Source organism: Enterobacter sp. V89_11, from assembly GCF_029967775.1.
Lineage (GTDB): Bacteria > Pseudomonadota > Gammaproteobacteria > Enterobacterales > Enterobacteriaceae > Enterobacter > Enterobacter ludwigii.
In genome coordinates, this window is sequence record NZ_JASCAN010000016.1 from 55793 (window position 1) to 75891 (window position 20099).

The following is a 20099-nucleotide window of genomic DNA, read 5'->3' on the forward strand; positions in this document are numbered from 1 at the left end:
TTCCCTCTCGGTCAGGAATATTCATATTGTTTAGACGTCTAAGCGTCTTGATTGCCAAAGACTAACATCGTGTTATAGTGTCAGCAACATAAGTATTACATGCAGGCACAACACAATGAGCAATAACGCATTGATTCCTCAGAGTAAACTTCCCAGTCTTGGTACCACCATCTTTACGCAAATGAGCGCACTGGCCCAGCAGCACAACGCCATTAATCTCTCGCAAGGGTTCCCGGATTTTGATGGCCCGCGTTATTTGCAGGAACGTCTGGCGTACCACGTTGCGCAGGGGGCGAACCAGTATGCACCGATGACGGGCGTGCAGGCTCTGCGGGACGCCATTGCAGACAAAACGGCTGAGCTGTATGGCTATAAGCCAGACGCTACCAGCGACATCACGGTGACGGCAGGGGCGACCGAAGCGTTGTATGCCGCAATTACCGCGCTGGTGCGCACGGGTGATGAGGTGATCTGCTTTGACCCGAGTTATGACAGCTACGCGCCGGCGGTTGAACTCTCCGGCGGCGTGGTGAAACGTATCGCGCTACAGCCACCGCATTTCCGTCCGGACTGGCAGGCGTTTGCTGCCTTGCTGAGCGACAAAACCCGTCTGGTTATTATCAATACCCCACACAACCCGTCGGCGACCGCATGGCAGAAAGCCGATTTCGCTAAGCTGTGGCAGGCGATTGCCGGGCGTGAAATTTACGTGCTGAGCGATGAAGTGTATGAGCACATCTGTTTTGCGCAGGAAGGGCATGCCAGCGTGCTGGCCCATCCGCAGCTTCGCGAGCGTGCCGTGGCGGTATCGTCATTTGGTAAAACCTATCATATGACCGGCTGGAAGGTGGGGTACTGCGTGGCTCCCGCGGCCATCAGCGCTGAGCTGCGTAAAGTGCACCAGTACCTGACGTTTGCCGTAAACACGCCGGCCCAGCTGGCCCTGGCTGATATGCTGCGCGCCGAACCGGAGCACTACCGCGACCTGCCGGCATTCTACCGTCAGCGTCGGGATCTGTTTGTGAATGCGCTAAGCCAGAGCCGTCTGGAGATTTTACCCTGCGAAGGGACCTACTTCCTGCTGGCGGACTACAGCGCGATTTCGGATCGGGATGACGTGAGTTTTTGCCAGTGGCTGACAAAAGAAGTGGGCGTTGCTGCCATTCCGCTGTCCGTATTTTGCGCCGACCCGTTCCCGCATAAGCTGATCCGGCTCTGTTTTGCGAAACAGGAATCGACGCTTCTCGCGGCGGCGGAGCGGCTGAATACACTCTGAGCGTGTCATCCCTCTCGCGTTAGAATAACGGCGGTCTGCCCATAATAAGTGAGAGTAATATCAGTCAAAATAACGCGAAAGCGCGTTATAAAATATAAGTCAGGATTATGTATTAACAAAGAGAACGGGCTGTGAGCGACACAGCCCGTCGCTGTTATTTTTCTGTTACTTCGTTAATAAATTTCGCGAATGCCGTACTGTTCAATGCCGAACGATTATAAATCATAAAAATGTCAAGCGAGGGAAGGGTGAACGGTGCAGTGATTTTTTTGAGTCTTAGCACTTCACTGTATTTATCAAATAAAATTTCGGGTACGTAACCAATTAAATGAGAGGCACTTATCATCGAAATAATAGTAAATACAGAGTCACAGCGAAAACCGATTGTCTTTTCCGCATGCACTTTTTCTGCCATCGATTGATAGGTTTTAACGCCCGGCTCATCACTGAGGAATATCGTAAACTTCTCTTCCTGAAGCTCTTCCATGGTGGCCACCTCTTTCATCCGCGGATGATCCTGGCTGCAGACCAGCAGGACGGAATAAGATGCATATGGCACACAAATCATTGAACGGTTGCTAACCGGGGCCATTGAGAAAATTAAGTCTGCCTTACGGTATGCCAGCAGATCTTCTGCGGAGTCAGCAGAGAGCAGCATGTCATGCAGTTCAATCTCGTAATTGTGCTCTCGCATCAATAATTTAAGCGGGCCCAGCAGGTTTTCTGTGGTCAGGATTTGCGGGCTGTACACCACAAAATTCTTTTTTAGCGTTGAGCCATGCATGATGTTAATCGTCTGCTCAAGCTGGTTGAGGTTTTGCTCAAGATGATGGTGCAGGTTCACGCCTACCGTGGTGGGCGTAATCCCTTTCCCGGAACGAATGAACAGGGGATCGTTGAGCTGATTACGCAACCTTTGCAGCGACTGGCTGACCGCCGAGGGCGTAATATAGAGCGTTTCTGCTGCCTTGCTGATGCTTAAGTGCTGATAAATACACTCGAAAATTACCAGCAGATTAAGATCAAATTTTTTTAGATCGTAGAGATTAGCCATGTTTCATCCTGAGTGGACTGCGTTGCGTTAACACATCACTGATAACTATAGAAGGAAGTTAATCATTTACCATCCATGCAATTAACTTACTTAATTAGAGTTGTATGTTGACTTAATATATCACGATGGCAGATTTATAAAATAGAGCTTCAATGAATATTAAGATATTTTTATCTCTAAAACTGCGAGGCTGTTTGCATTAAAATAGTCTCAATTATATATAGACAAATAATTATCATTCATTTTTATTAATCCTCGCAGGCGCGTCTTCACTCCTGCGCGATAAACCGTGTTCGATGAAACCTATCACAGCCATAGATACGATTGGCGCTCATGTGCATTGCCCTCGCGCTGTGCGGGTGTTGTAATCAAGGCGCTGTTACGGCCTTGATATGAGGTATGTAGAGCGCAACGCAACGCCAGCAATGCTGGCACTGAAAGTTCCTGTGGAAAGTTCAGGTATCAGGGCCGCCCACCAGGGCGGCCTTTTTACTTTTGGCTTTTCGTTAATTCAGTTCATCACGTTGTCTTGTTCGGGTTGTTAGGTATGGCTGATTGATTTGATAAAGCAAACGCATTAGCCCACCCGGCGAAAGTTGGTTACCTTACATCTCAACGAAAACACGGAGGAAGTACAGATGTCTTTGATTAATACCAAAATTAAACCTTTCAAAAACCAGGCGTTCAAAAACGGTGAATTCATTGAAGTGACCGAGAAAGATACCGAAGGCCGCTGGAGCGTCTTCTTCTTCTATCCGGCTGACTTCACCTTCGTTTGCCCGACCGAACTGGGTGACGTTGCAGACCATTACGACGAACTGCAGAAGCTGGGCGTAGACGTTTACTCTGTTTCTACCGACACCCACTTCACCCACAAAGCATGGCACAGCAGCTCTGAAACCATCGCGAAAATCAAATATGCGATGATCGGCGACCCGACTGGCGCCCTGACCCGTAACTTCGACAACATGCGTGAAGATGAAGGCCTGGCTGACCGTGCTACCTTCGTTGTTGACCCGCAGGGCATTATCCAGGCAATCGAAGTTACCGCTGAAGGTATCGGCCGTGATGCTTCTGACCTGCTGCGTAAAGTGAAAGCGGCGCAGTACGTAGCTTCTCACCCAGGCGAAGTTTGCCCGGCGAAATGGAAAGAAGGCGAAGCGACTCTGGCACCGTCTTTAGACCTGGTTGGCAAAATCTAAGTTTCCCGCCGTCTTTCGCGCAGAGCATCGCCTGCTCTGACGCGACAGGCTCCGGAAATGACAGTCGTAATGGGCGCGCCCGCGCCCATTTTATTCCAGCACCATGATGCAAGTTGCATTCAGGCCGCCCGAATAAGGCAGCTTGCATGATGACGTTTTTAGAGAGGGAAGAACAATGCTCGACACCAATATGAAAACCCAGCTCAAGGCCTACCTTGAGAAACTGACCAAACCTGTTGAGCTGATTGCCACGCTGGACGACAGCGCTAAATCGGCAGAGATCAAGGAACTGCTGGCAGAGATCGCCGAACTGTCACCGAACGTGACCTTCAAAGAAGATAACGATCTGGCGGTGCGCAAGCCCTCCTTCCTGATCACCAATCCGGGTTCTGACCAGGGGCCGCGTTTTGCCGGTTCTCCACTGGGCCACGAATTTACCTCGCTGGTGCTGGCACTGCTGTGGACCGGTGGTCATCCGTCAAAAGAGGCGCAGGCGCTGCTCGAGCAGATCCGCGACATTGACGGCGATTTTGAGTTTGAAACCTATTACTCACTCTCCTGCCATAACTGCCCGGACGTGGTGCAGGCGCTGAACCTGATGTCGGTGCTGAACCCGCGCATTAAGCACACGGCGATTGACGGCGGTACGTTCCAGAACGAAATCACCGACCGTAACGTCATGGGCGTTCCGGCGGTCTTTATGAACGGTCAGGAGTTTGGCCAGGGCCGTATGACGCTGACCGAAATCGTTGCCAAAGTGGACACGGGTGCCGAAAAACGTGCGGCAGAAGCGCTGAACAAACGTGACGCGTATGATGTTCTGATTGTCGGCTCCGGCCCGGCGGGCGCGGCGGCGGCGGTTTACTCCGCCCGTAAAGGCATTCGTACCGGACTGATGGGCGAACGCTTCGGTGGCCAGGTGCTCGACACCGTGGATATCGAAAACTACATCTCTGTGCCGAAGACCGAAGGCCAGAAACTGGCTGGCGCACTGAAGGCGCACGTCAGCGATTATGAAGTGGATGTGATCGACAGCCAGAGCGCCAGCAAGCTGGTTCCGGCCGCGGTTGAAGGGGGGTTACACCAGATTGAAACCGCCTCCGGCGCGGTGCTGAAAGCGCGCAGCATTATCATTGCCACCGGCGCCAAATGGCGCAACATGAACGTCCCGGGTGAAGATCAGTATCGCACCAAAGGCGTCACCTACTGCCCGCACTGCGACGGCCCGCTGTTTAAAGGTAAACGCGTGGCGGTGATCGGCGGCGGTAACTCCGGTGTGGAAGCGGCGATTGACCTGGCGGGTATCGTTGAACACGTCACCCTGCTGGAGTTCGCCCCAGAGATGAAAGCGGACCAGGTGCTGCAGGACAAAGTGCGTAGCCTGAAAAACGTCGATATCGTGCTGAATGCGCAGACCACGGAAGTGAAAGGTGACGGCAGCAAAGTGACCGGTCTGGAATACCGCGACCGCGTGAGCGGTGACGTGCATAGCGTGGCGCTGGCGGGGATCTTCGTACAGATTGGTCTGTTGCCAAACACCACCTGGCTGGACGGCGCGATTGAGCGCAACCGCATGGGCGAAATTATTATCGATGCGAAATGCGAAACCAGCGTGAAAGGGGTGTTCGCGGCAGGGGACTGCACCACGGTTCCGTACAAACAGATCATCATTGCCACCGGTGAAGGGGCGAAAGCGTCTCTGAGCTCGTTCGATTATCTGATTCGCACCAAAACGGCATAAAAAGAAAGCAAGACTACACCTGCAACAGCAAGAGGCCACCGAAAGGTGGCCTCTTTTTTTACCTGACGACCATCACCGGAATGTGAGTGTGGCGGATCACGCTCGACGCGTTAGAGCCCAGCAGGTGGGTGGTAATGGAAGGATTACGGGAACCGATCACCACGACGTCTGCTTTCAGTTCATTGGCCAGTTCATTAACGGCATCCCGCACGCTGCCGAACCTGACGTGAGTTTTGATACGTGAAGGGTCGATGCTGAAATGCCCGACCATGGTTTGTAGACGATTTTCAGCTTCGTGCTGAAGATGCTCTTCGAAGCGACGTACATCGGCGGCAAAGCGGTGCAGACTCAGGCTGGCGGAACCCGGTAACACGTGTAAAAGATGAATGATCCCGTCCTGCTGCGCCAGGAACTCCGCGTGGCGTACGGCCTTGTCGCTCAGCTCCATCTCGAAAACATCAACCGGCATAATGATTGTCTGATACATACCCGTTTCTCCTTGTTTATAAACGCTGAATTCATTCAACCACAAAATATGAATGGTTTCTGTAAGCGCGGCGCCACTTTTTGATCTCGCCAGGAAAAATCTCAAAAGATCCGTCATCACGGGCAAGTCTTCTGGGGTAGCTACCCTTTATACACTGTCCTGGATCCTTTCGGAGGTTGCATGAAAGCACTCACGTATCACGGCCCACATCATGTTCGCGTCGAGAATGTCCCCGATCCCATCATTGAACAGCCAGACGATATTATTCTGCGGGTCACGGCTACGGCGATTTGCGGGTCCGATCTGCATCTCTATCGCGGCAAAATCCCGAAGGTGCAGCACGGCGATATTTTTGGTCATGAATTTATGGGGGAAATCGTTGAGTGTGGCAGGGAGGTGAAGAATTTACAGAAAGGCGATCGCGTGGTTATCCCGTTTGTGATTGCCTGCGGTGACTGTTTCTTCTGCCGTCTGCAGCAATACGCGGCCTGCGAGACGACCAACGCCGGGCAGGGCGCCGCGCTGAACAAAAAGCAAATTCCCGCGCCGGCCGCGCTGTTTGGCTATAGCCATCTCTACGGCGGCGTGCCGGGAGGCCAGGCGGAATATGTTCGCGTACCGAAGGGGAACGTTGGGCCGTTCAAGGTGCCGCGGCTGTTGTCCGATGACAAAGCGCTGTTCCTGTCAGATATTTTACCCACCGCCTGGCAGGCGGCAAAAAATGCGCAGATCGAAAAAGGATCGAGCGTGGCCGTTTTCGGCGCCGGGCCGGTGGGGTTGCTGACCATTGCCTGCGCGCGACTGCTCGGGGCGGAACAGATCTTCGTTATTGACCATCACCCGTATCGCCTGCGATTTGCTCAGGCGCGCTACGGCGCAATCCCGGTCAACTTTGATGATGATAACGATGCCGCCGAAAAAATCATTGAGCAAACTGCCGGCCAGCGTGGTGTCGATGCGGTGATTGATGCCGTCGGGTTCGAAGCCAAAGGCAGCACCACGGAAACAATCCTCAGCAACCTTAAAATTGAAGGCAGCAGCGGCAAAGCGCTGCGTCAGTGTATCGCGGCTGTCCGGCGCGGCGGCGTTGTCAGCGTCCCTGGCGTTTACGCCGGGTTTATTCACGGCTTCCTGTTTGGCGATGCCTTCGATAAAGGGCTGAGTTTCAGGATGGGGCAGACACACGTCCACGCCTGGCTGGGCGAGTTGCTGCCGCTTATCGAAAAAGGGCTGCTTACGCCGGAGGAGATTGTGACCCACTATCTGCCGCTGGCGGATGCGGAACGCGCCTACAAGATTTTCGAAAAACGGGAGGAGGAGTGCCGCAAGGTCATTCTGGTGCCGGGAGCGGAAACGCCTGACGCGGCGGCACAGCAGGTGAAAGGCCTGGTCAATGCTTTCCCGGGTGGGGTGGCGTGAGATTATCGCTTACCGATGACGCTCAAGATAAAGCACCGCCATGACGATGATCGCCAGAATAATGAGAAAAATAAGTGTGATAACCACTATCTCACTCATGACCGTCCCCGCGGCACCCAAACAGATTAAGCGTGGGTTAAGGGGTTTTCGGGCGATATAGGATAATCGGGTGAATTTGCGGAAAGAGGATGCGGGTGCATCCTCTGTGCAACGCGGGAGCGTTTGTTCAGATGGGGTTAACGCAGGTAGTCGCCCGCGGCTTCTGGCTGGTAGAGCAGCTCCAGCACTTCCAGATGCGCCGCGGCACCGCCTGGCAACGCCCAGTTGATGGTGTCTCCCGTACGCAGACCAAGAAGCGCGGCACCCACAGGGGCAAGGACCGAAAGCTGTGCACTGCTGTCGGTCATCTGCGCTGGGTAGACCAGCGTTCGGGTCAGCTCTTCACCGGTGGCCAGGTTACGGAATTTAACCCGGCTGTTCATGGTGACCACGTCGTGCGGCATGGATTCAGGCGTGCACATCTGCGCCCGGTCAAGCTCTTCATTCAGGGCGTCAGCCACCGGAAGCGAAGCGAATTCTGCTTTTTCCAGCAGTCTGTCAATACGTTCTGCGTCAAGCTCATTGATGATGATGGTGGGTCTGGACATTTTTTACTCCATGTCGTTAATGCTGCGTGTAACGCAGAAACCAATCCAAAAGAAAACCCTCGCCGTCTGGCAGCGAGGGTTTAACTCTTCTGATGATACTGGCTGAGCGCACAACTTTGAAGTGATACAGGTCACATTCATGGGTCATATGAATTTTCGGTGAAAAACGTGCTCCCTTGCCAATTTGCATTATTCTTTTTAAGCGCCCCCTGCGGGCGACTATCCGCATTCAGTGTTTCTTCTCAGGAGATCTCATGAGCGATTACGACAAAATTACGTTGAAAGACGGCAGTTATTTATATTTTAAAGACTGGGGAAGCGGGCAACCCGTGGTGTTTAGCCACGGCTGGCCGCTGACGGCGGATGCCTTTGAAGACCAAATGTTATACCTGGGATCAAAAGGATTTCGCGTAATTGCACATGACCGCCGCGGACATGGCCGCTCAGCGCAGCCGTGGGATGGGCACAATATGGATCAGTACGCCGACGACCTGGCTGAGCTGACGGCGCGTCTGAATCTGAAAGACGCTGTTCACGTGGGGCATTCAACCGGCGGTGGCGAAGTGGCGCGCTATATTGGTCGCCACGGTACGGATCGCGTGGCGAAAGCGGTACTTATTGGTGCCGTGACACCGATTATGATCAAAACCGATTTCAACCCGAACGGTGTGCCGAAAGAGGTGTTTGATGGTATTCGGGAAGGCGTGATTAACGATCGCGCAGCTTTCTTCTATGCGCTGACCGAGGCGTTTTATGGCTATAACCGCCCGGGGGCAAAAGAGTCCAAAGCGGTGCGGGAGAGCTTCGTTGAGCAGGGGCTTCAGGGGTCGATCAAGGCGCTGTATGACTGCGTCAAAGCGTTCTCTGAAACCGATCTGCGTGAAGATCTGAAAAAGATGACTATCCCGACGCTGGTGATCCACGGCGACGACGACCAGATAGTCCCGATCGAGACCTGTGGTCGGGTGGCTGCAGAGCTCCTGCCGAACGCTGAGCTGAAGGTCTATGCCGGGGGTTCTCACGGCATATGCACCACGCATAAGCACCAGATCAACGACGATTTGCTGAAATTTATTCAGTCTTAATTCCTGGCGGATTGCGTTACGCTGAGTGTCCTGATCCAGGGTACTGAGCGAAACGCAATTCGTGTCTGCCCCACCATTAAGAGAGCACTATGTATTTCTATCAACCTTCTCTGGGACACGGCCTGCCGCATGACCCACTGAACGCGATTATTGGCCCACGCCCGATTGGCTGGATCTCCTCGTGCGACAACGCCGGTCAGCTGAATCTCGCGCCGTATAGCTTCTTTAACTGCTTTAACTATCGTCCGCCTATCATCGGTTTTTCCAGCAACGGCTGGAAAGACAGCGTGCGTAATATTACCGAAACCGGCGAGTTTGTCTGGAACCTGGCGACGCGCGATCTGGCTGAAGCGATGAATGCGACCTCGGCTATGCTTCCCCACGATGAAAATGAATTTACCTTTGCGGGATTAACGCCAGCGGCCAGCCAGCTGGTGAACGCCCCGCGGGTGGCAGAAAGCCCGGTTAACTTTGAGTGTCGCCTGTCGCAGTGTATTCAGCTTACCGGGGCCGACGGCACACCGGTTGATACCTGGCTGGTGCTCGGCGAAGTGGTGGGTATTCACATCGCCGAAACGTTGCTGGAAGAGGGGATTTATCAGACGGCGAAAGCGCAGCCCATCCTGCGTGCGGGTGGGCCGACGGCTTACTATGGCATCAGTGACGAGCACCGGTTTGACATGACCCGACCGATCGTCAATCAGTGACCGGCTTTATCAATGACGAATTGTTTTCCGCAGTTACCCGGATGTGGCTGCGGAGCAAATGAGGTCGCAGAAAGCGGGTTATTAATGGTGTCTGCCTTCAGTGAGATCTGCATTTCGGTCAGGTAGGACGGGTTGCCATTACAGGTAAGCTTGAACGCTTTGACATTCTCCTTGCCCCAGCCTTTGGCCACGGCGCTGTCAAAGTCGCTGCGGCTTACGGTTTTTCCGTAGTTATCGGCGAGGAACTTGCCGACCGCGCTGTTTTTTATCTCCTGATTCATGCGCACCATCGTGCCGAAATACGCGTCAGGATCAAAACCAAAGCACACGCCGTGTTTGGCATATTCGTAGCGTTCCAGGCAGGAGTTACCGCCAGCACCTGGCATAACGCTGTTCAGCTTCGCAGCACCTGAAAGCGACAGTCCGGTTTCGGCTGCAGCGCATTTGCGGCTGGCCTTCACCTCCGGCATGTTCGGGATTGGACGGGTCGCGCAGCCAAAACGCATCCAGCGACGTTCATCCACACCCCGTGCGGCAACAGATTTTGGCAGCCCCGGCCATAATCCGTGCACGGTCAGAAAATCGGTTTTGTTATCACTCTCTTTTTGTAAACGGCACTCTTCGGGCTCGTTGCGGTTACGGTCGGCCATGCTCTGGCAGAACCCGGTTTGCCAGGAAAGAGCCAGAACGTAGCGATCGAAATCGCCATACTGCGTTGCCTTGAGTGGGTCGGCCTGTGCGGAGAATACACAGAGTGCCAGCGCGATTGCGCCAGACGGAATAACGATATCCTTCCTGAACATGTGATTTCCTGATCGAATGAGCATGAATAATTTCTGGAAATTATTAAAGCACAAAAAGCGCCCGCAGGCGCTTTCTGGATATCAGGAATTTAGCTTAAGCTGCGCCGGGTACCAGCACCTGCGTGGCAATAATCACGATAACCAGCCCTACAATCACGGGGACGGAGGTGCGTTTGATCACTTCGAAAGGTGAGATTTTTGCCATCCCGGCAACGGCTACAACCACACCCGATACCGGCGAAATGGTGCGACCGAGGTTTGACGCCTGCAGCATGGGGATGGAGAGATAGGCCGGGTTAATGCCTGAGGAGTGAGCCAGTTTCGGGATCATCTCAACGAAGGCGTAGAACGGCGCGTTACCTGAACCGGTAGTCATGGCGGCCAGCATGGTCAGCACTACCAGAACCAGCATCAGGATAATACTGGCCGAGCCGAACGAGGTGGCGATGGAAATCAGGCTCTGAATAAAGCCGATGGTGCTCAGGCCCTGAGCGAAGACGCCTGCTGCAACCAGCAGCATAACGACCCCTGCAAACGCATCCGCCATACCGCGATAGGCCACTTCCAGACCCGAGAAGACTTTCTGCGTGTTAAACCCACGCACAAACTCCAGCAGGGCGGCCAGCAGCATGCAGATCACCAGAATGGTGATGATGTGCAGCTGCGGGCCCCATTTACCGTCAAAAATAAGCACGCCAATAATAGGTGTGAACGGCAGAATGGCATAAAACGCTGGCGCGGTGGTGGTGATTTCACTCACGTCCAGCATCTCGTGGCTGATGTTCTCTTTCTTATCGAGATAACGCTGCCAGAAGAAGTGTGCGATGCCCATGCCGACAATGGCGACGATAGAAATGGGCAGCGTGGTTTTGAACGCAAAGTCGATAAGCGACATCTCAGCGGCTTTGGCTGCGAGCACGACATCACCGGAGGTGGGGGAAAGAATAATGGCGGCCGGCGAGGCGCAAATCGCGGCGGCCGCGCCGCGGCTGATACCGACGTTAACCATAATCGGGAACAGGGTGGCCATTAACAGTACGCCCAGACCGGTGGCGGACGACACGGCAAGGGACATCAGGCAGGCAAGGAAATAGGCTGCGACCATCAGCAGATAGGGGGAGTTAATGTACTGCAGCGGTTTGGACGCCAGTTTAACCACCATATCATTCGCGCCGATATGGGTCATGTACGCCGCAAAACCGCACAGCATCATGATCATCATACCCAGGTCGCCACCGCGGCTCATGAGCAGGATTTTAATGTATTCAACAATGTCTGTGGCGGTGTAGCCCGTACTGTCTGCGCTGGCCGGTAACACCTGATGGCCCATGATGGCGCTGATAATGAGCAGGGTTAGCCCGCCGACAAATAACACCCCTGTGGCCGAGTAACCTTTAATGATGTAGCGCGCTACACCGACAATGACGACGACTCCGATAAGGAGCTCGATAAACGTAAGCATGGTTTCCCCTGTGTCCTTGCTGCCCGAGAGCACAAATAATCAATAAAAAAGAAGGATGAAATGTGCCGAATTAATGTTCTGTCCTTGCTGATTAAAATCAATAAACAGACTACTAAAGAAGATAATAACGGTATTTTTGCCATCGCCCCGGCATTTATCTCATGCGCATATTGACCGGTAGAAATATCACTATATGTCAATTAAATGATAATGGGTTGTTAAATATTTTGTGGGTTTAAATTCGCCGCAGAAAGAAAAGGCAAAAACCCTTTGGGAACTGGGTTTTTAATGGCTTCTGGCAGCCCTCCGGGACGGGCCCTGGAGACCGTCATTGCTGGCGTTGGTTGGGTTGTCCAGCGTATTAAAGCCTAATAAAGGCTTACTTTTATTGTGCTTATTATAGCGTGAAAGTATGTTCCTCTCAGAATATTCCCAGGAAGACGCTGATTAATTAGGAATAACGCTGATGCTGTTAAGCTTTGATTAAACTATTTTATGGTAAACTTTGCCTCGAATACTAAGAATGGTAATTGCATTGTGATTGTACGTAATAAATTTTTCCTCATTTTGTTGTTTATTTTTGGGCAGTTAGCATTGTCGTCTGTTGCACACGCCGAGAGCAATGCAACCGATAAAGGCTGGTTCTCCACCTTCACTGATAATGTGTCGCAGACCTGGACTGCGCCAGAGCATTATGACCTGTATGTTCCGGCAATAACGTGGCATGCGCGTTTTGCCTATGACAAAGAAAAGACTGACAAATATAACGAGCGCCCGTGGGGGGCTGGTTTTGGTCAGTCGCGTTGGGACGAAAAAGGGAACTGGCATGGCATCTATCTGATGGCCTTTAAAGATTCCTTTAACAAGTGGGAACCAATCGGGGGTTATGGCTGGGAGAAAACCTGGCGTCCGTTAGCCGATGAAAACTTCCATGTGGGGCTGGGCTACACCGCCGGTGTGACCGCACGCGACAACTGGAACTACATTCCGATTCCGGTGCTGCTGCCTCTGGCCTCTATCGGCTATGGTCCGGCAACGTTCCAGATGACCTATATCCCGGGGACATACAACAACGGTAACGTTTACTTCGCCTGGATGCGTTTTCAGTTTTAACTGAAAAAACGTCACGTACTGGTGAAAAAGTGTGCACCCGTTGATTCCGTTGAGATAAAAAACCGTCAGCAGAAATTAACGCGACTTTAGTCACTTTTTATCAAAGAACCGCTGGACAAAAGGTCCCACAATTGATGTACTGGTACCCGACACAGCATTTGTGTCGTTTTTTAATGTAAAGGTAATTTTGATGTCTAAGATTAAAGGTAACGTTAAGTGGTTTAATGAGTCCAAAGGATTCGGTTTCATTACTCCTGAAGATGGCAGCAAAGACGTGTTCGTACACTTCTCTGCAATCCAGTCTAATGGTTTCAAAACTCTGGCTGAAGGTCAGCGTGTAGAGTTCGAAATCACTAACGGTGCCAAAGGCCCTTCTGCTGCTAACGTAATCGCTCTGTAATTCAGACGCGTCAGCAAGAATTTCAAAACCCGCTCACTGAGCGGGTTTTTTTTCGCGTTGAATCAGCTAAGCAGATACATTTTGAGGAAGCTGGCAACGATCAGCACGCTCAACAACACCACACCTGCGCTCATCAGGTTCTGTTTCATTCTGTCACCCTCGTTCTGTATTGCGTTCAGAGTGACAGAGAAAAATTAAGCCAACATTAACGCAGCGTCTGTTAGTGCGTCGTGGCGGAAGAAAATAGCCAGAATGCGATCCCCGTCATCGCAAAGGAGCCGAGCATATTAATCGCAATGTTCATCAGCGCCCAGCCGACACGCCCTTCCTGAAACAGGAAAACCACTTCCGCCGAGAACGTTGAGAAGGTGGTTAAACCGCCGCAAAAGCCGGTGGTAATCAATAGCTTCCACACGGGATCGATATGCGTCATACGGTTAAACCAGGCCAGCCCCACGCCAATAATGAAAGCACCTATCAGGTTAGCCGCCAGCGTACCCATTGGAATAGCCTGATGCAGGGGATTAAAACGCATACTCAAAAACCACCGCGCAACGCTACCCGTACCCCCACCAATAAAAACGGCTAAAAGTAGTTGTAACACTGTAAATACCTGCTATTTGATGTGTAAGAGTGGCGAGTTTAACGCGGTTTTTGCTGAGGGGACAAATATGTATGTTGCGGTAGGACAGTTTGCGGTTACGCCTGACTGGCAAGAGAATGCAGATAAATGTGTCTCTCTGATGAGGCAGGCCCGCCTGAAAGAAGCATCCTTGCTGGTGCTGCCGGAGGCGCTGCTGGCAAGAGATGACAACGACCCGGACCTGTCGGTGAAGTCTGCCCAGCCCCTGGACGGCGGATTTTTACAGCACCTGCTGGCGGAAAGCGCGGGCAATGGTTTGACCACCCTCTTTACGGTGCATGTCCCCTCGACGGCGGGACGGGCGGTAAATACGCTCGTGGCCATCCGTGACGGCGCGATCGTTGCGCGCTATGCCAAACTCCATCTTTATGATGCCTTCAGCATTCAGGAGTCACGGCGGGTGGATCCGGGAGACAGCATCCCACCGCTTCTTGATGTCGATGGCTTTAAGATTGGGTTGATGACCTGCTACGACCTGCGTTTTCCTGAGCTGGCACTTACGCTCGCGTTAAAAGGGGCTGACGTGCTGGTAGTGCCTGCCGCGTGGGTCAAGGGGCCGCTTAAAGAGCAGCACTGGGCAACGCTCCTTACAGCGCGTGCGCTGGATACTACCTGTTATGTTGTGGCCTCGGGGGAGTGCGGCAATAAGAACATTGGGCAGAGCAGGGTGGTGGATCCGCTGGGAGTTACGATAGCCGCTGCGGCGGAGGCCCCGGTTTTGCTGATGACAGAGTTACAGCGGGAGAGGATTACGCTTGCACGGCAGCAATTACCGGTTCTTCGCAACCGTCGGTTTGCGCCACCGCAATTATTGTGATGTTTTTTTCAACAATGCTTGATTCACCTTGTTACAGATTGCTATTGTGTGCACGCGTCAAATGACCGTTAATACAATCAGGTTTTTGGCGCTGAATGCAGCCTGGTTTATGTAAAGAAGGTATCTATGGGTGAGATTAGTATTACCAAACTGCTGGTGGTTGCCGCACTGGTCGTTCTGCTGTTTGGTACCAAGAAGTTACGCACGCTGGGTGGTGACCTGGGTGCCGCCATCAAAGGCTTTAAGAAAGCGATGAACGACGATGATGCGGCTGCGAAGAAAAGCGCCGAGGGTGACATCCCGGCAGAGAAGCTTTCTCACAAAGAGTAACGGCAATGCCTGAGGGCTTGCGAAAAAAAACCGGCTCAAGAGGCCGGTTTTTTTGCATTACTGTAAGTGAATATTACAGCCTTATTTCACTTCTTCGCCTTTTGCCTGCATATCGGCATGGTAAGAGGAGCGAACAAATGGGCCGCAGGCTGCGTGGGTAAAGCCCATCGCCATCGCTTCGGCTTTCATCTCATCAAACTCATCCGGGCTCACGTAGCGCTGCACGGGCAGGTGGTGGCGGCTTGGCTGCAGATACTGTCCCAGCGTCAGCATGGTCACACCGTGGCGGCGCAGATCGCGCATCACTTCGATGATCTCAGCATTCGTTTCACCGAGACCAACCATCAGGCCTGACTTGGTGGGAATATGGGGATGCGCTTCTTTAAAACGCTCCAGCAGCTTCAGAGACCAGTTATAGTCCGCACCAGGACGTACCTGACGGTAGAGACGCGGCACGTTCTCCAGGTTGTGGTTAAACACGTCTGGTGGCGTCGCGGTCAGGATGTCCAGCGCGCGATCCATACGGCCGCGGAAGTCTGGAACCAGCGTCTCAATTTTGATGTTCGGGCTTTTCTCACGAATAGCGGTAATGCAGTCAGCGAAGTGCTGAGCACCGCCATCACGCAGATCGTCACGGTCAACGGAGGTAATAACGACATAACGCAGCGCCATATCGGCGATGGTCTGCGCCAGTTTCTGAGGTTCGTTGGCGTCGGGTGCTACCGGGCGGCCATGAGCCACATCGCAGAAGGGGCAGCGGCGGGTACAGATGGCACCCAGAATCATAAACGTCGCGGTACCGTGATTGAAACATTCAGCAAGGTTCGGGCAAGAGGCTTCTTCACAGACGGAGTGAAGGCCGTTCTTGCGCATCGCCGCTTTGATCCCCTGGATACGCGAAGAGTCAGCCGGAAGTTTGATTTTCATCCATTCCGGTTTTCTTAACAGCGCTTCGCGCTCTGTAGCCACGTTTTTAACCGGGATAAGGGCCATTTTATCGGCATCGCGGTATTTAACACCGCGTTCCATCACAATGGGTTTACTCATAGCGTGCGTGTTCCAGTTGCGAATATCGAAGGAAAGCGTTTCTATTCAAGGGAATGTTGTATTTATCAACTATTTTTGAACGAACGACAGGCAGTATATCATTGAAACGGTCGGTAAAGCAGCCTGCCAGGTCGCCAATTTGTAAAATAGTTGTTGTTTTGTGCGTTTTGCCCGGCAGGGGGCAGGGGCTTGTGCTGTATCAACCTGTCAGAAGGCCTGGCGGATGACGCGGATAACGTTTTCCAGCACCGGATCGCGCAAGCTGAGTTTGTTGTAATGCAGTGAAATCTCGATAGATTCCGCATTGAGCTGGGTGAGAGGAATGCTCTCCAGCGGCCAACATTTACGCAGCAAGGTATACAGGCGCGAAGGCATGATGCAGAGCATATCGCTGCTGCCAATCAGGGAGGCAGTGGTGAACATATTGTAACTACTGAAGCTGATCTGGCGTTCCGGGAATATCTCATCGATTCGCTGACGCAGCGCATGGTTGGACTGTCCTTCGGTCATGAAAGACGAATGATCATAGTTGCGCAGATTTTCAATGGTCAACGGCCCGCTAAGGGCGGGATGCTGCTGGCGGCACACCAGCACCAGGTTATCCGCATACAGGACATGTTGTCCGAGCGCTCGGGCGCTAAAGCTGCCGCTTTCTATAATCAGGTCGGTCTGAAACTGAGCAAGCTGAATATCAGGCTCGTTGAGCGGCACATTTCGCAGCAGGAGCTGAGGAACATGCTCTTTTATCGCCTGAAAAATAGCGGGCATTACTAGCACGCCGACAGACGGGGTGCAGCCGATAGTGATGGTTCTCTGTTTGTCATAGCTGCCGGTTAAATCCAGCGCACCCAGAATCGACTCCAGCCCCTGGCTGATGTACTCATGCAGATGGGTAGCGTAGGCCGTCGGCGTAACCCCCTGGCCCTTACGAATAAATAACGGGTCGGGAAATATAGCGCGCAGTTTTTGAATTGACTGGCTTATTGCTGAAGGCGTGAGATTAAGAATTTTCGCAGCATTAACGATACCCTTATGGACATATACTGCCTCAAAAATAGTCAACAAATTGAGATCAATATTACGTAAAGTCCGAAAAATTTGTGGCTTGTCCTCACCACCTGGGTCATTCAGTCGTTTGGCTGGTAAATTATTATACTCCACGCTTTCACTCCGTATACATTCACATTATGAATGATAGTTGAATTTATTTATTATGCTTGTAGAGATTCGTAAAGTGTTGGTTTTGTTTCACTTGTTTATCAAAAACAAACAGTTGTGTGATTATCACGCAAGTTACTTACGCCCTGTATGCAGTTCTGGCTGGAGGCTAAATAATATGTAGCGGTAATATTCGGGCGCTTCGAAAATATAGAATAAGCGGATTATTGTAAAGCGTAAAAGCGGTAAATAAACAGTGGCCCGTCAAATAATCGAGCCATGATGCATGATATATTAAGCAGTGATATATTCGTAAGATGGATTGTTAAGTAGGGCTAAAACGTTCTTCAAAAGCACAGGACGAATATTCTCGGGCGTTGCGCTTTCAACCCACTGGCGCATTTGCGTCATCTCCATTCCGGCGTAGCCGCAGGGGTTTATGCGCTGGAAAGGGGTAAGATCCATATTAATATTCAGTGCCAGTCCGTGGAAGGAGCAGCCTTTGCGGATACGCAGCCCCAGTGAGCAAATCTTACTTTCTCCCACATAGACGCCCGGCGCATCGGCACGCGGATGGGCTTCAATACCGTATTCCGCCAGCGTGTTAACCACGGTTTGTTCCAGCAGGGTAACCAGTTCGCGAACGCCGAGCTTTCTGCGCTTCAGGTTCAGCAGAACGTACATCACCTGCTGCCCAGGCCCATGGTACGTGACCTGCCCACCGCGATCGCTTTGAATTACCGGGATATCACCCGTCATCAATAAATGTTCCGCTTTTCCCGCCTGTCCCTGTGTAAATACCGGCAGGTGTTCGACCAGCCAGATCTCATCAGGGGTGGTGTCATCGCGTGAATCGGTGAAATCATGCATGGCCTGGGAGACAGGCTCGTAAGGTTGCAGCCCGAGATGACGGACAAGAATTTTATCCTGATACAAAAGGACGTCTCCGAAGACGAGGGACAAAAGGTGAGGGAGAGTATATCACAAGCGGGGAGGCGGGTTACCCGGCAAACCGGGTAACCGCAGAGGGACTACAGCACCATACGAACAATTTCGATATTGCCGAGCTCTTCGTACAGCGTCTCAACCTGCTCAATGTGGGTTGCGGTAATGGTAATGGATACCGAGTGGTAGTTGCCCTTGCTGCTTGGTTTTACTGACGGAGAGTAGTCACCCGGCGCATGGCGCTGTACCACTTCAACCACCTGATCAACCAGCTCAGGTTTCGCCAGACCCATTACTTTGTAGGTAAACGGGGTAGGGAATTCAAGCAGTTCGTTAAGTTTGGTTTTCATGTCAGCTCCGGCGTAACGTCAAAAAGAATAACTCCCACGACAGGTGGGAGTTATCAGGATATCTAGTATATGGGGATCAAAATCACACTTTCAAGTGTTCAATTTTTAGCCAAACCAGTGATGGAACATCAATTTAATGTAATCAATGATTTTGCCGAAGAAATTGCCTTCCGGGATTTCTTGCAGAACAACCAGCGGTCGCTGATCGATGGTTTTACCATCCAGCTGGAAGTTGATGGTGCCCACCACCTGGTTTTTCTGCAGTGGCGCGTGCAGCTCAGTGGTGTTCAGCACGTAGCTGGCTTTCAGATCTTTCATGCGACCACGAGGAATGGTCAGGTACAGATCTTTATCCACGCCAAGGGAAGCACGGTCGTTATCACCGAACCAGACTGGCTCAGAAGCAAACTCTTTACCGGCTTTCAGCGGGTTCACGGTTTCGAAGAAACGGAAGCCCCAGGTCAGCAGTTTCTTGCTTTCCGTTTCACGACCTTTGAAGGTACGACCGCCCATCACGGCAGAGATCAGACGCATCTGACCTTCGGTGGCAGAAGCAACCAGGTTGTAGCCAGCTTTATCGGTATGGCCAGTTTTGATGCCGTCAACGTTCAGGCTGTTATCCCACAGCAGGCCGTTACGGTTGGTCTGACGGATACCGTTGAAGGTGAACTCTTTCTCTTTATAGATGGAGTATTCGTTCGGCACGTCACGGATCAGCGCCTGACCAATCAACGCCATATCACGTGCGGAGCTGTACTGACCATCTGCGTCCAGACCATGTACGGTCTGGAAATGGCTGTTTTTCAGACCCAGCGCGGTGACGTAGCTGTTCATCAGACCGACGAAGGCATCCTGGCTTCCCGCGGCGAAATCGGCCATTGCCACGCACGCATCGTTACCGGATTGCAGGTTAATACCACGGATCAGCTGAGAAACAGGAACCTGCATGCCCGGTTTCAGGAACATCAATGATGAACCTTTAAATACCGGGTTGCCGGTTGCCCACGCATCGTTACCGATGGTGACCAGATCCGTTTCTTTGAACTTCCCTGCTTTCATGGCCTGGCCGATAACGTAGCTGGTCATCATTTTGGTCAGGCTGGCCGGATCGCGGCGGGCGTCGGCATTCTGTTCAGCCAGCACTTTGCCAGAGTTGTAGTCGATCAGGATATACGATTCCGCGTCGATTTGCGGAACGCCAGGGATCATGGTCTTGATATTCAGGTCATCGGCGTGAGCTGCAGAGAGAGCAGTTGCGCAAAGGGCCGTGGTCAGCGCCATGCGCTGCACAAAACGAGCAGAAAAAGTGGTCTTCATGGTCAGAACAACGACATCCGTGATGGAATTAAAAAAAGTGCCTTACTATAGCAAATGCTATTCAGGCAGGCATCCGACTTTAAGCATGAGTTTGTG

The 20099-nt window shown here is 52.3% G+C and carries 22 protein-coding genes; 10 read left to right on the forward strand and 12 right to left on the reverse strand.

The annotated features are described in order from the left end of the window. Window positions 1–115: 115 nt before the first annotated feature. Window positions 116–1276 carry a pyridoxal phosphate-dependent aminotransferase gene (locus QLG09_RS13825; protein ID WP_025204683.1) on the forward strand — a complete coding sequence of 387 codons (1161 nt, stop codon included), beginning with the start codon at window positions 116–118 and terminating at the stop codon, window positions 1274–1276. A gap of 154 nt (window positions 1277–1430) precedes the next feature. Here QLG09_RS13825 and QLG09_RS13830 read toward each other — a convergent pair whose 3' ends face one another. Next, entirely contained in the window at window positions 1431–2330 is a 900-nt protein-coding gene (locus QLG09_RS13830; RefSeq protein ID WP_032677673.1) for a LysR family transcriptional regulator, read from the reverse strand. Window positions 2331–2968: 638 nt separating this feature from the next. On the opposite strand from QLG09_RS13830, the gene ahpC reads away from it, so the two are divergent. Continuing rightward, complete coding sequence (gene ahpC / locus QLG09_RS13835; RefSeq protein ID WP_008501015.1) at window positions 2969–3532, forward strand: alkyl hydroperoxide reductase subunit C; 564 nt, start codon at window positions 2969–2971, stop codon at window positions 3530–3532. A gap of 175 nt (window positions 3533–3707) precedes the next feature. After that, window positions 3708–5273: an alkyl hydroperoxide reductase subunit F gene (gene ahpF, locus QLG09_RS13840; RefSeq protein WP_049023518.1), complete on the forward strand. Its 1566-nt coding sequence runs from the start codon at window positions 3708–3710 to the stop codon at window positions 5271–5273. Window positions 5274–5331: 58 nt separating this feature from the next. Here ahpF and uspG read toward each other — a convergent pair whose 3' ends face one another. After that, window positions 5332–5760, reverse strand: coding sequence for a universal stress protein UspG (gene uspG / locus QLG09_RS13845; RefSeq protein WP_020885008.1), 429 nt, complete (start codon window positions 5758–5760; stop codon window positions 5332–5334). Window positions 5761–5940: 180 nt separating this feature from the next. Between uspG and QLG09_RS13850 the strand changes: the two genes are divergently transcribed. Beyond that, window positions 5941–7179, forward strand: coding sequence for a zinc-dependent alcohol dehydrogenase (locus QLG09_RS13850; RefSeq protein WP_049023519.1), 1239 nt, complete (start codon window positions 5941–5943; stop codon window positions 7177–7179). A gap of 9 nt (window positions 7180–7188) precedes the next feature. Here the strand turns inward: QLG09_RS13850 and yldA are convergent, their stop codons facing one another. Both yldA and rnk read right to left on the reverse strand, forming a co-directional pair. Then, window positions 7189–7278 carry a small membrane protein YldA gene (gene yldA, locus QLG09_RS13855; RefSeq protein WP_271661446.1) on the reverse strand — a complete coding sequence of 30 codons (90 nt, stop codon included), beginning with the start codon at window positions 7276–7278 and terminating at the stop codon, window positions 7189–7191. 137 nt (window positions 7279–7415) lie between these two features. Next, the gene (rnk, locus tag QLG09_RS13860; protein ID WP_014169101.1) at window positions 7416–7826 is read right to left on the reverse strand and encodes a nucleoside diphosphate kinase regulator; all 411 of its coding nucleotides are present in this window, start codon (window positions 7824–7826) and stop codon (window positions 7416–7418) included. Window positions 7827–8080: 254 nt separating this feature from the next. Here rnk and QLG09_RS13865 point away from each other — a divergent pair, with 254 nt between their 5' ends. After that, entirely contained in the window at window positions 8081–8911 is an 831-nt protein-coding gene (locus QLG09_RS13865) for an alpha/beta hydrolase (protein WP_041162487.1), read from the forward strand. An 89-nt stretch (window positions 8912–9000) separates the two neighbouring features. Then, complete coding sequence (locus QLG09_RS13870; protein WP_025204679.1) at window positions 9001–9618, forward strand: flavin reductase family protein; 618 nt, start codon at window positions 9001–9003, stop codon at window positions 9616–9618. On the opposite strand, the gene rna is transcribed toward QLG09_RS13870, so the two are convergent. After that, the gene (gene rna, locus QLG09_RS13875) at window positions 9612–10421 is read right to left on the reverse strand and encodes a ribonuclease I (RefSeq protein WP_020885004.1); all 810 of its coding nucleotides are present in this window, start codon (window positions 10419–10421) and stop codon (window positions 9612–9614) included. The genes QLG09_RS13870 and rna overlap by 7 nt on opposite strands. A gap of 94 nt (window positions 10422–10515) precedes the next feature. Further along, window positions 10516–11883 carry an anaerobic C4-dicarboxylate transporter DcuC gene (gene dcuC / locus QLG09_RS13880; protein ID WP_025204678.1) on the reverse strand — a complete coding sequence of 456 codons (1368 nt, stop codon included), beginning with the start codon at window positions 11881–11883 and terminating at the stop codon, window positions 10516–10518. Window positions 11884–12420: 537 nt separating this feature from the next. On the opposite strand from dcuC, the gene pagP reads away from it, so the two are divergent. Together pagP and cspE are read left to right on the forward strand one after the other, a co-directional pair. Next, window positions 12421–12996, forward strand: a complete 576-nt coding sequence (gene pagP, locus QLG09_RS13885; protein ID WP_032670625.1) for a lipid IV(A) palmitoyltransferase PagP — start codon at window positions 12421–12423, stop codon at window positions 12994–12996. A gap of 190 nt (window positions 12997–13186) precedes the next feature. Next, complete coding sequence (gene cspE / locus QLG09_RS13890) at window positions 13187–13396, forward strand: transcription antiterminator/RNA stability regulator CspE (RefSeq protein WP_002439184.1); 210 nt, start codon at window positions 13187–13189, stop codon at window positions 13394–13396. 220 nt (window positions 13397–13616) lie between these two features. Here the strand turns inward: cspE and crcB are convergent, their stop codons facing one another. After that, window positions 13617–14000, reverse strand: a complete 384-nt coding sequence (gene crcB, locus QLG09_RS13895) for a fluoride efflux transporter CrcB (protein WP_014169110.1) — start codon at window positions 13998–14000, stop codon at window positions 13617–13619. A 67-nt stretch (window positions 14001–14067) separates the two neighbouring features. On the opposite strand from crcB, the gene QLG09_RS13900 reads away from it, so the two are divergent. Together QLG09_RS13900 and tatE are read left to right on the forward strand one after the other, a co-directional pair. After that, on the forward strand, window positions 14068–14856 hold the full coding sequence (locus tag QLG09_RS13900; protein ID WP_040016923.1) for a deaminated glutathione amidase: 789 nt from the start codon (window positions 14068–14070) through the stop codon (window positions 14854–14856). Window positions 14857–14982: 126 nt separating this feature from the next. Continuing rightward, on the forward strand, window positions 14983–15186 hold the full coding sequence (gene tatE, locus QLG09_RS13905) for a twin-arginine translocase subunit TatE (RefSeq protein ID WP_014169112.1): 204 nt from the start codon (window positions 14983–14985) through the stop codon (window positions 15184–15186). An 81-nt stretch (window positions 15187–15267) separates the two neighbouring features. On the opposite strand, the gene lipA is transcribed toward tatE, so the two are convergent. The 5 genes from lipA to dacA all read right to left on the reverse strand — a co-directional run bounded on the left by lipA (window position 15268) and on the right by dacA (window position 20003). Then, window positions 15268–16233 carry a lipoyl synthase gene (lipA, locus tag QLG09_RS13910; RefSeq protein WP_014169113.1) on the reverse strand — a complete coding sequence of 322 codons (966 nt, stop codon included), beginning with the start codon at window positions 16231–16233 and terminating at the stop codon, window positions 15268–15270. A gap of 207 nt (window positions 16234–16440) precedes the next feature. Next, window positions 16441–17394: a YbeF family transcriptional regulator gene (locus QLG09_RS13915; RefSeq protein WP_049023520.1), complete on the reverse strand. Its 954-nt coding sequence runs from the start codon at window positions 17392–17394 to the stop codon at window positions 16441–16443. Between the two features lie 291 nt (window positions 17395–17685). Further along, window positions 17686–18327 (reverse strand): lipoyl(octanoyl) transferase LipB, encoded by a 642-nt coding sequence (gene lipB, locus QLG09_RS13920; RefSeq protein ID WP_020885000.1) that lies wholly within the window; start codon window positions 18325–18327, stop codon window positions 17686–17688. Between the two features lie 95 nt (window positions 18328–18422). Then, complete coding sequence (gene ybeD / locus QLG09_RS13925; RefSeq protein ID WP_003858718.1) at window positions 18423–18686, reverse strand: DUF493 family protein YbeD; 264 nt, start codon at window positions 18684–18686, stop codon at window positions 18423–18425. A gap of 105 nt (window positions 18687–18791) precedes the next feature. Next, window positions 18792–20003, reverse strand: a complete 1212-nt coding sequence (gene dacA, locus QLG09_RS13930; RefSeq protein ID WP_014169116.1) for a D-alanyl-D-alanine carboxypeptidase DacA — start codon at window positions 20001–20003, stop codon at window positions 18792–18794. Window positions 20004–20099 lie beyond the last annotated feature (96 nt).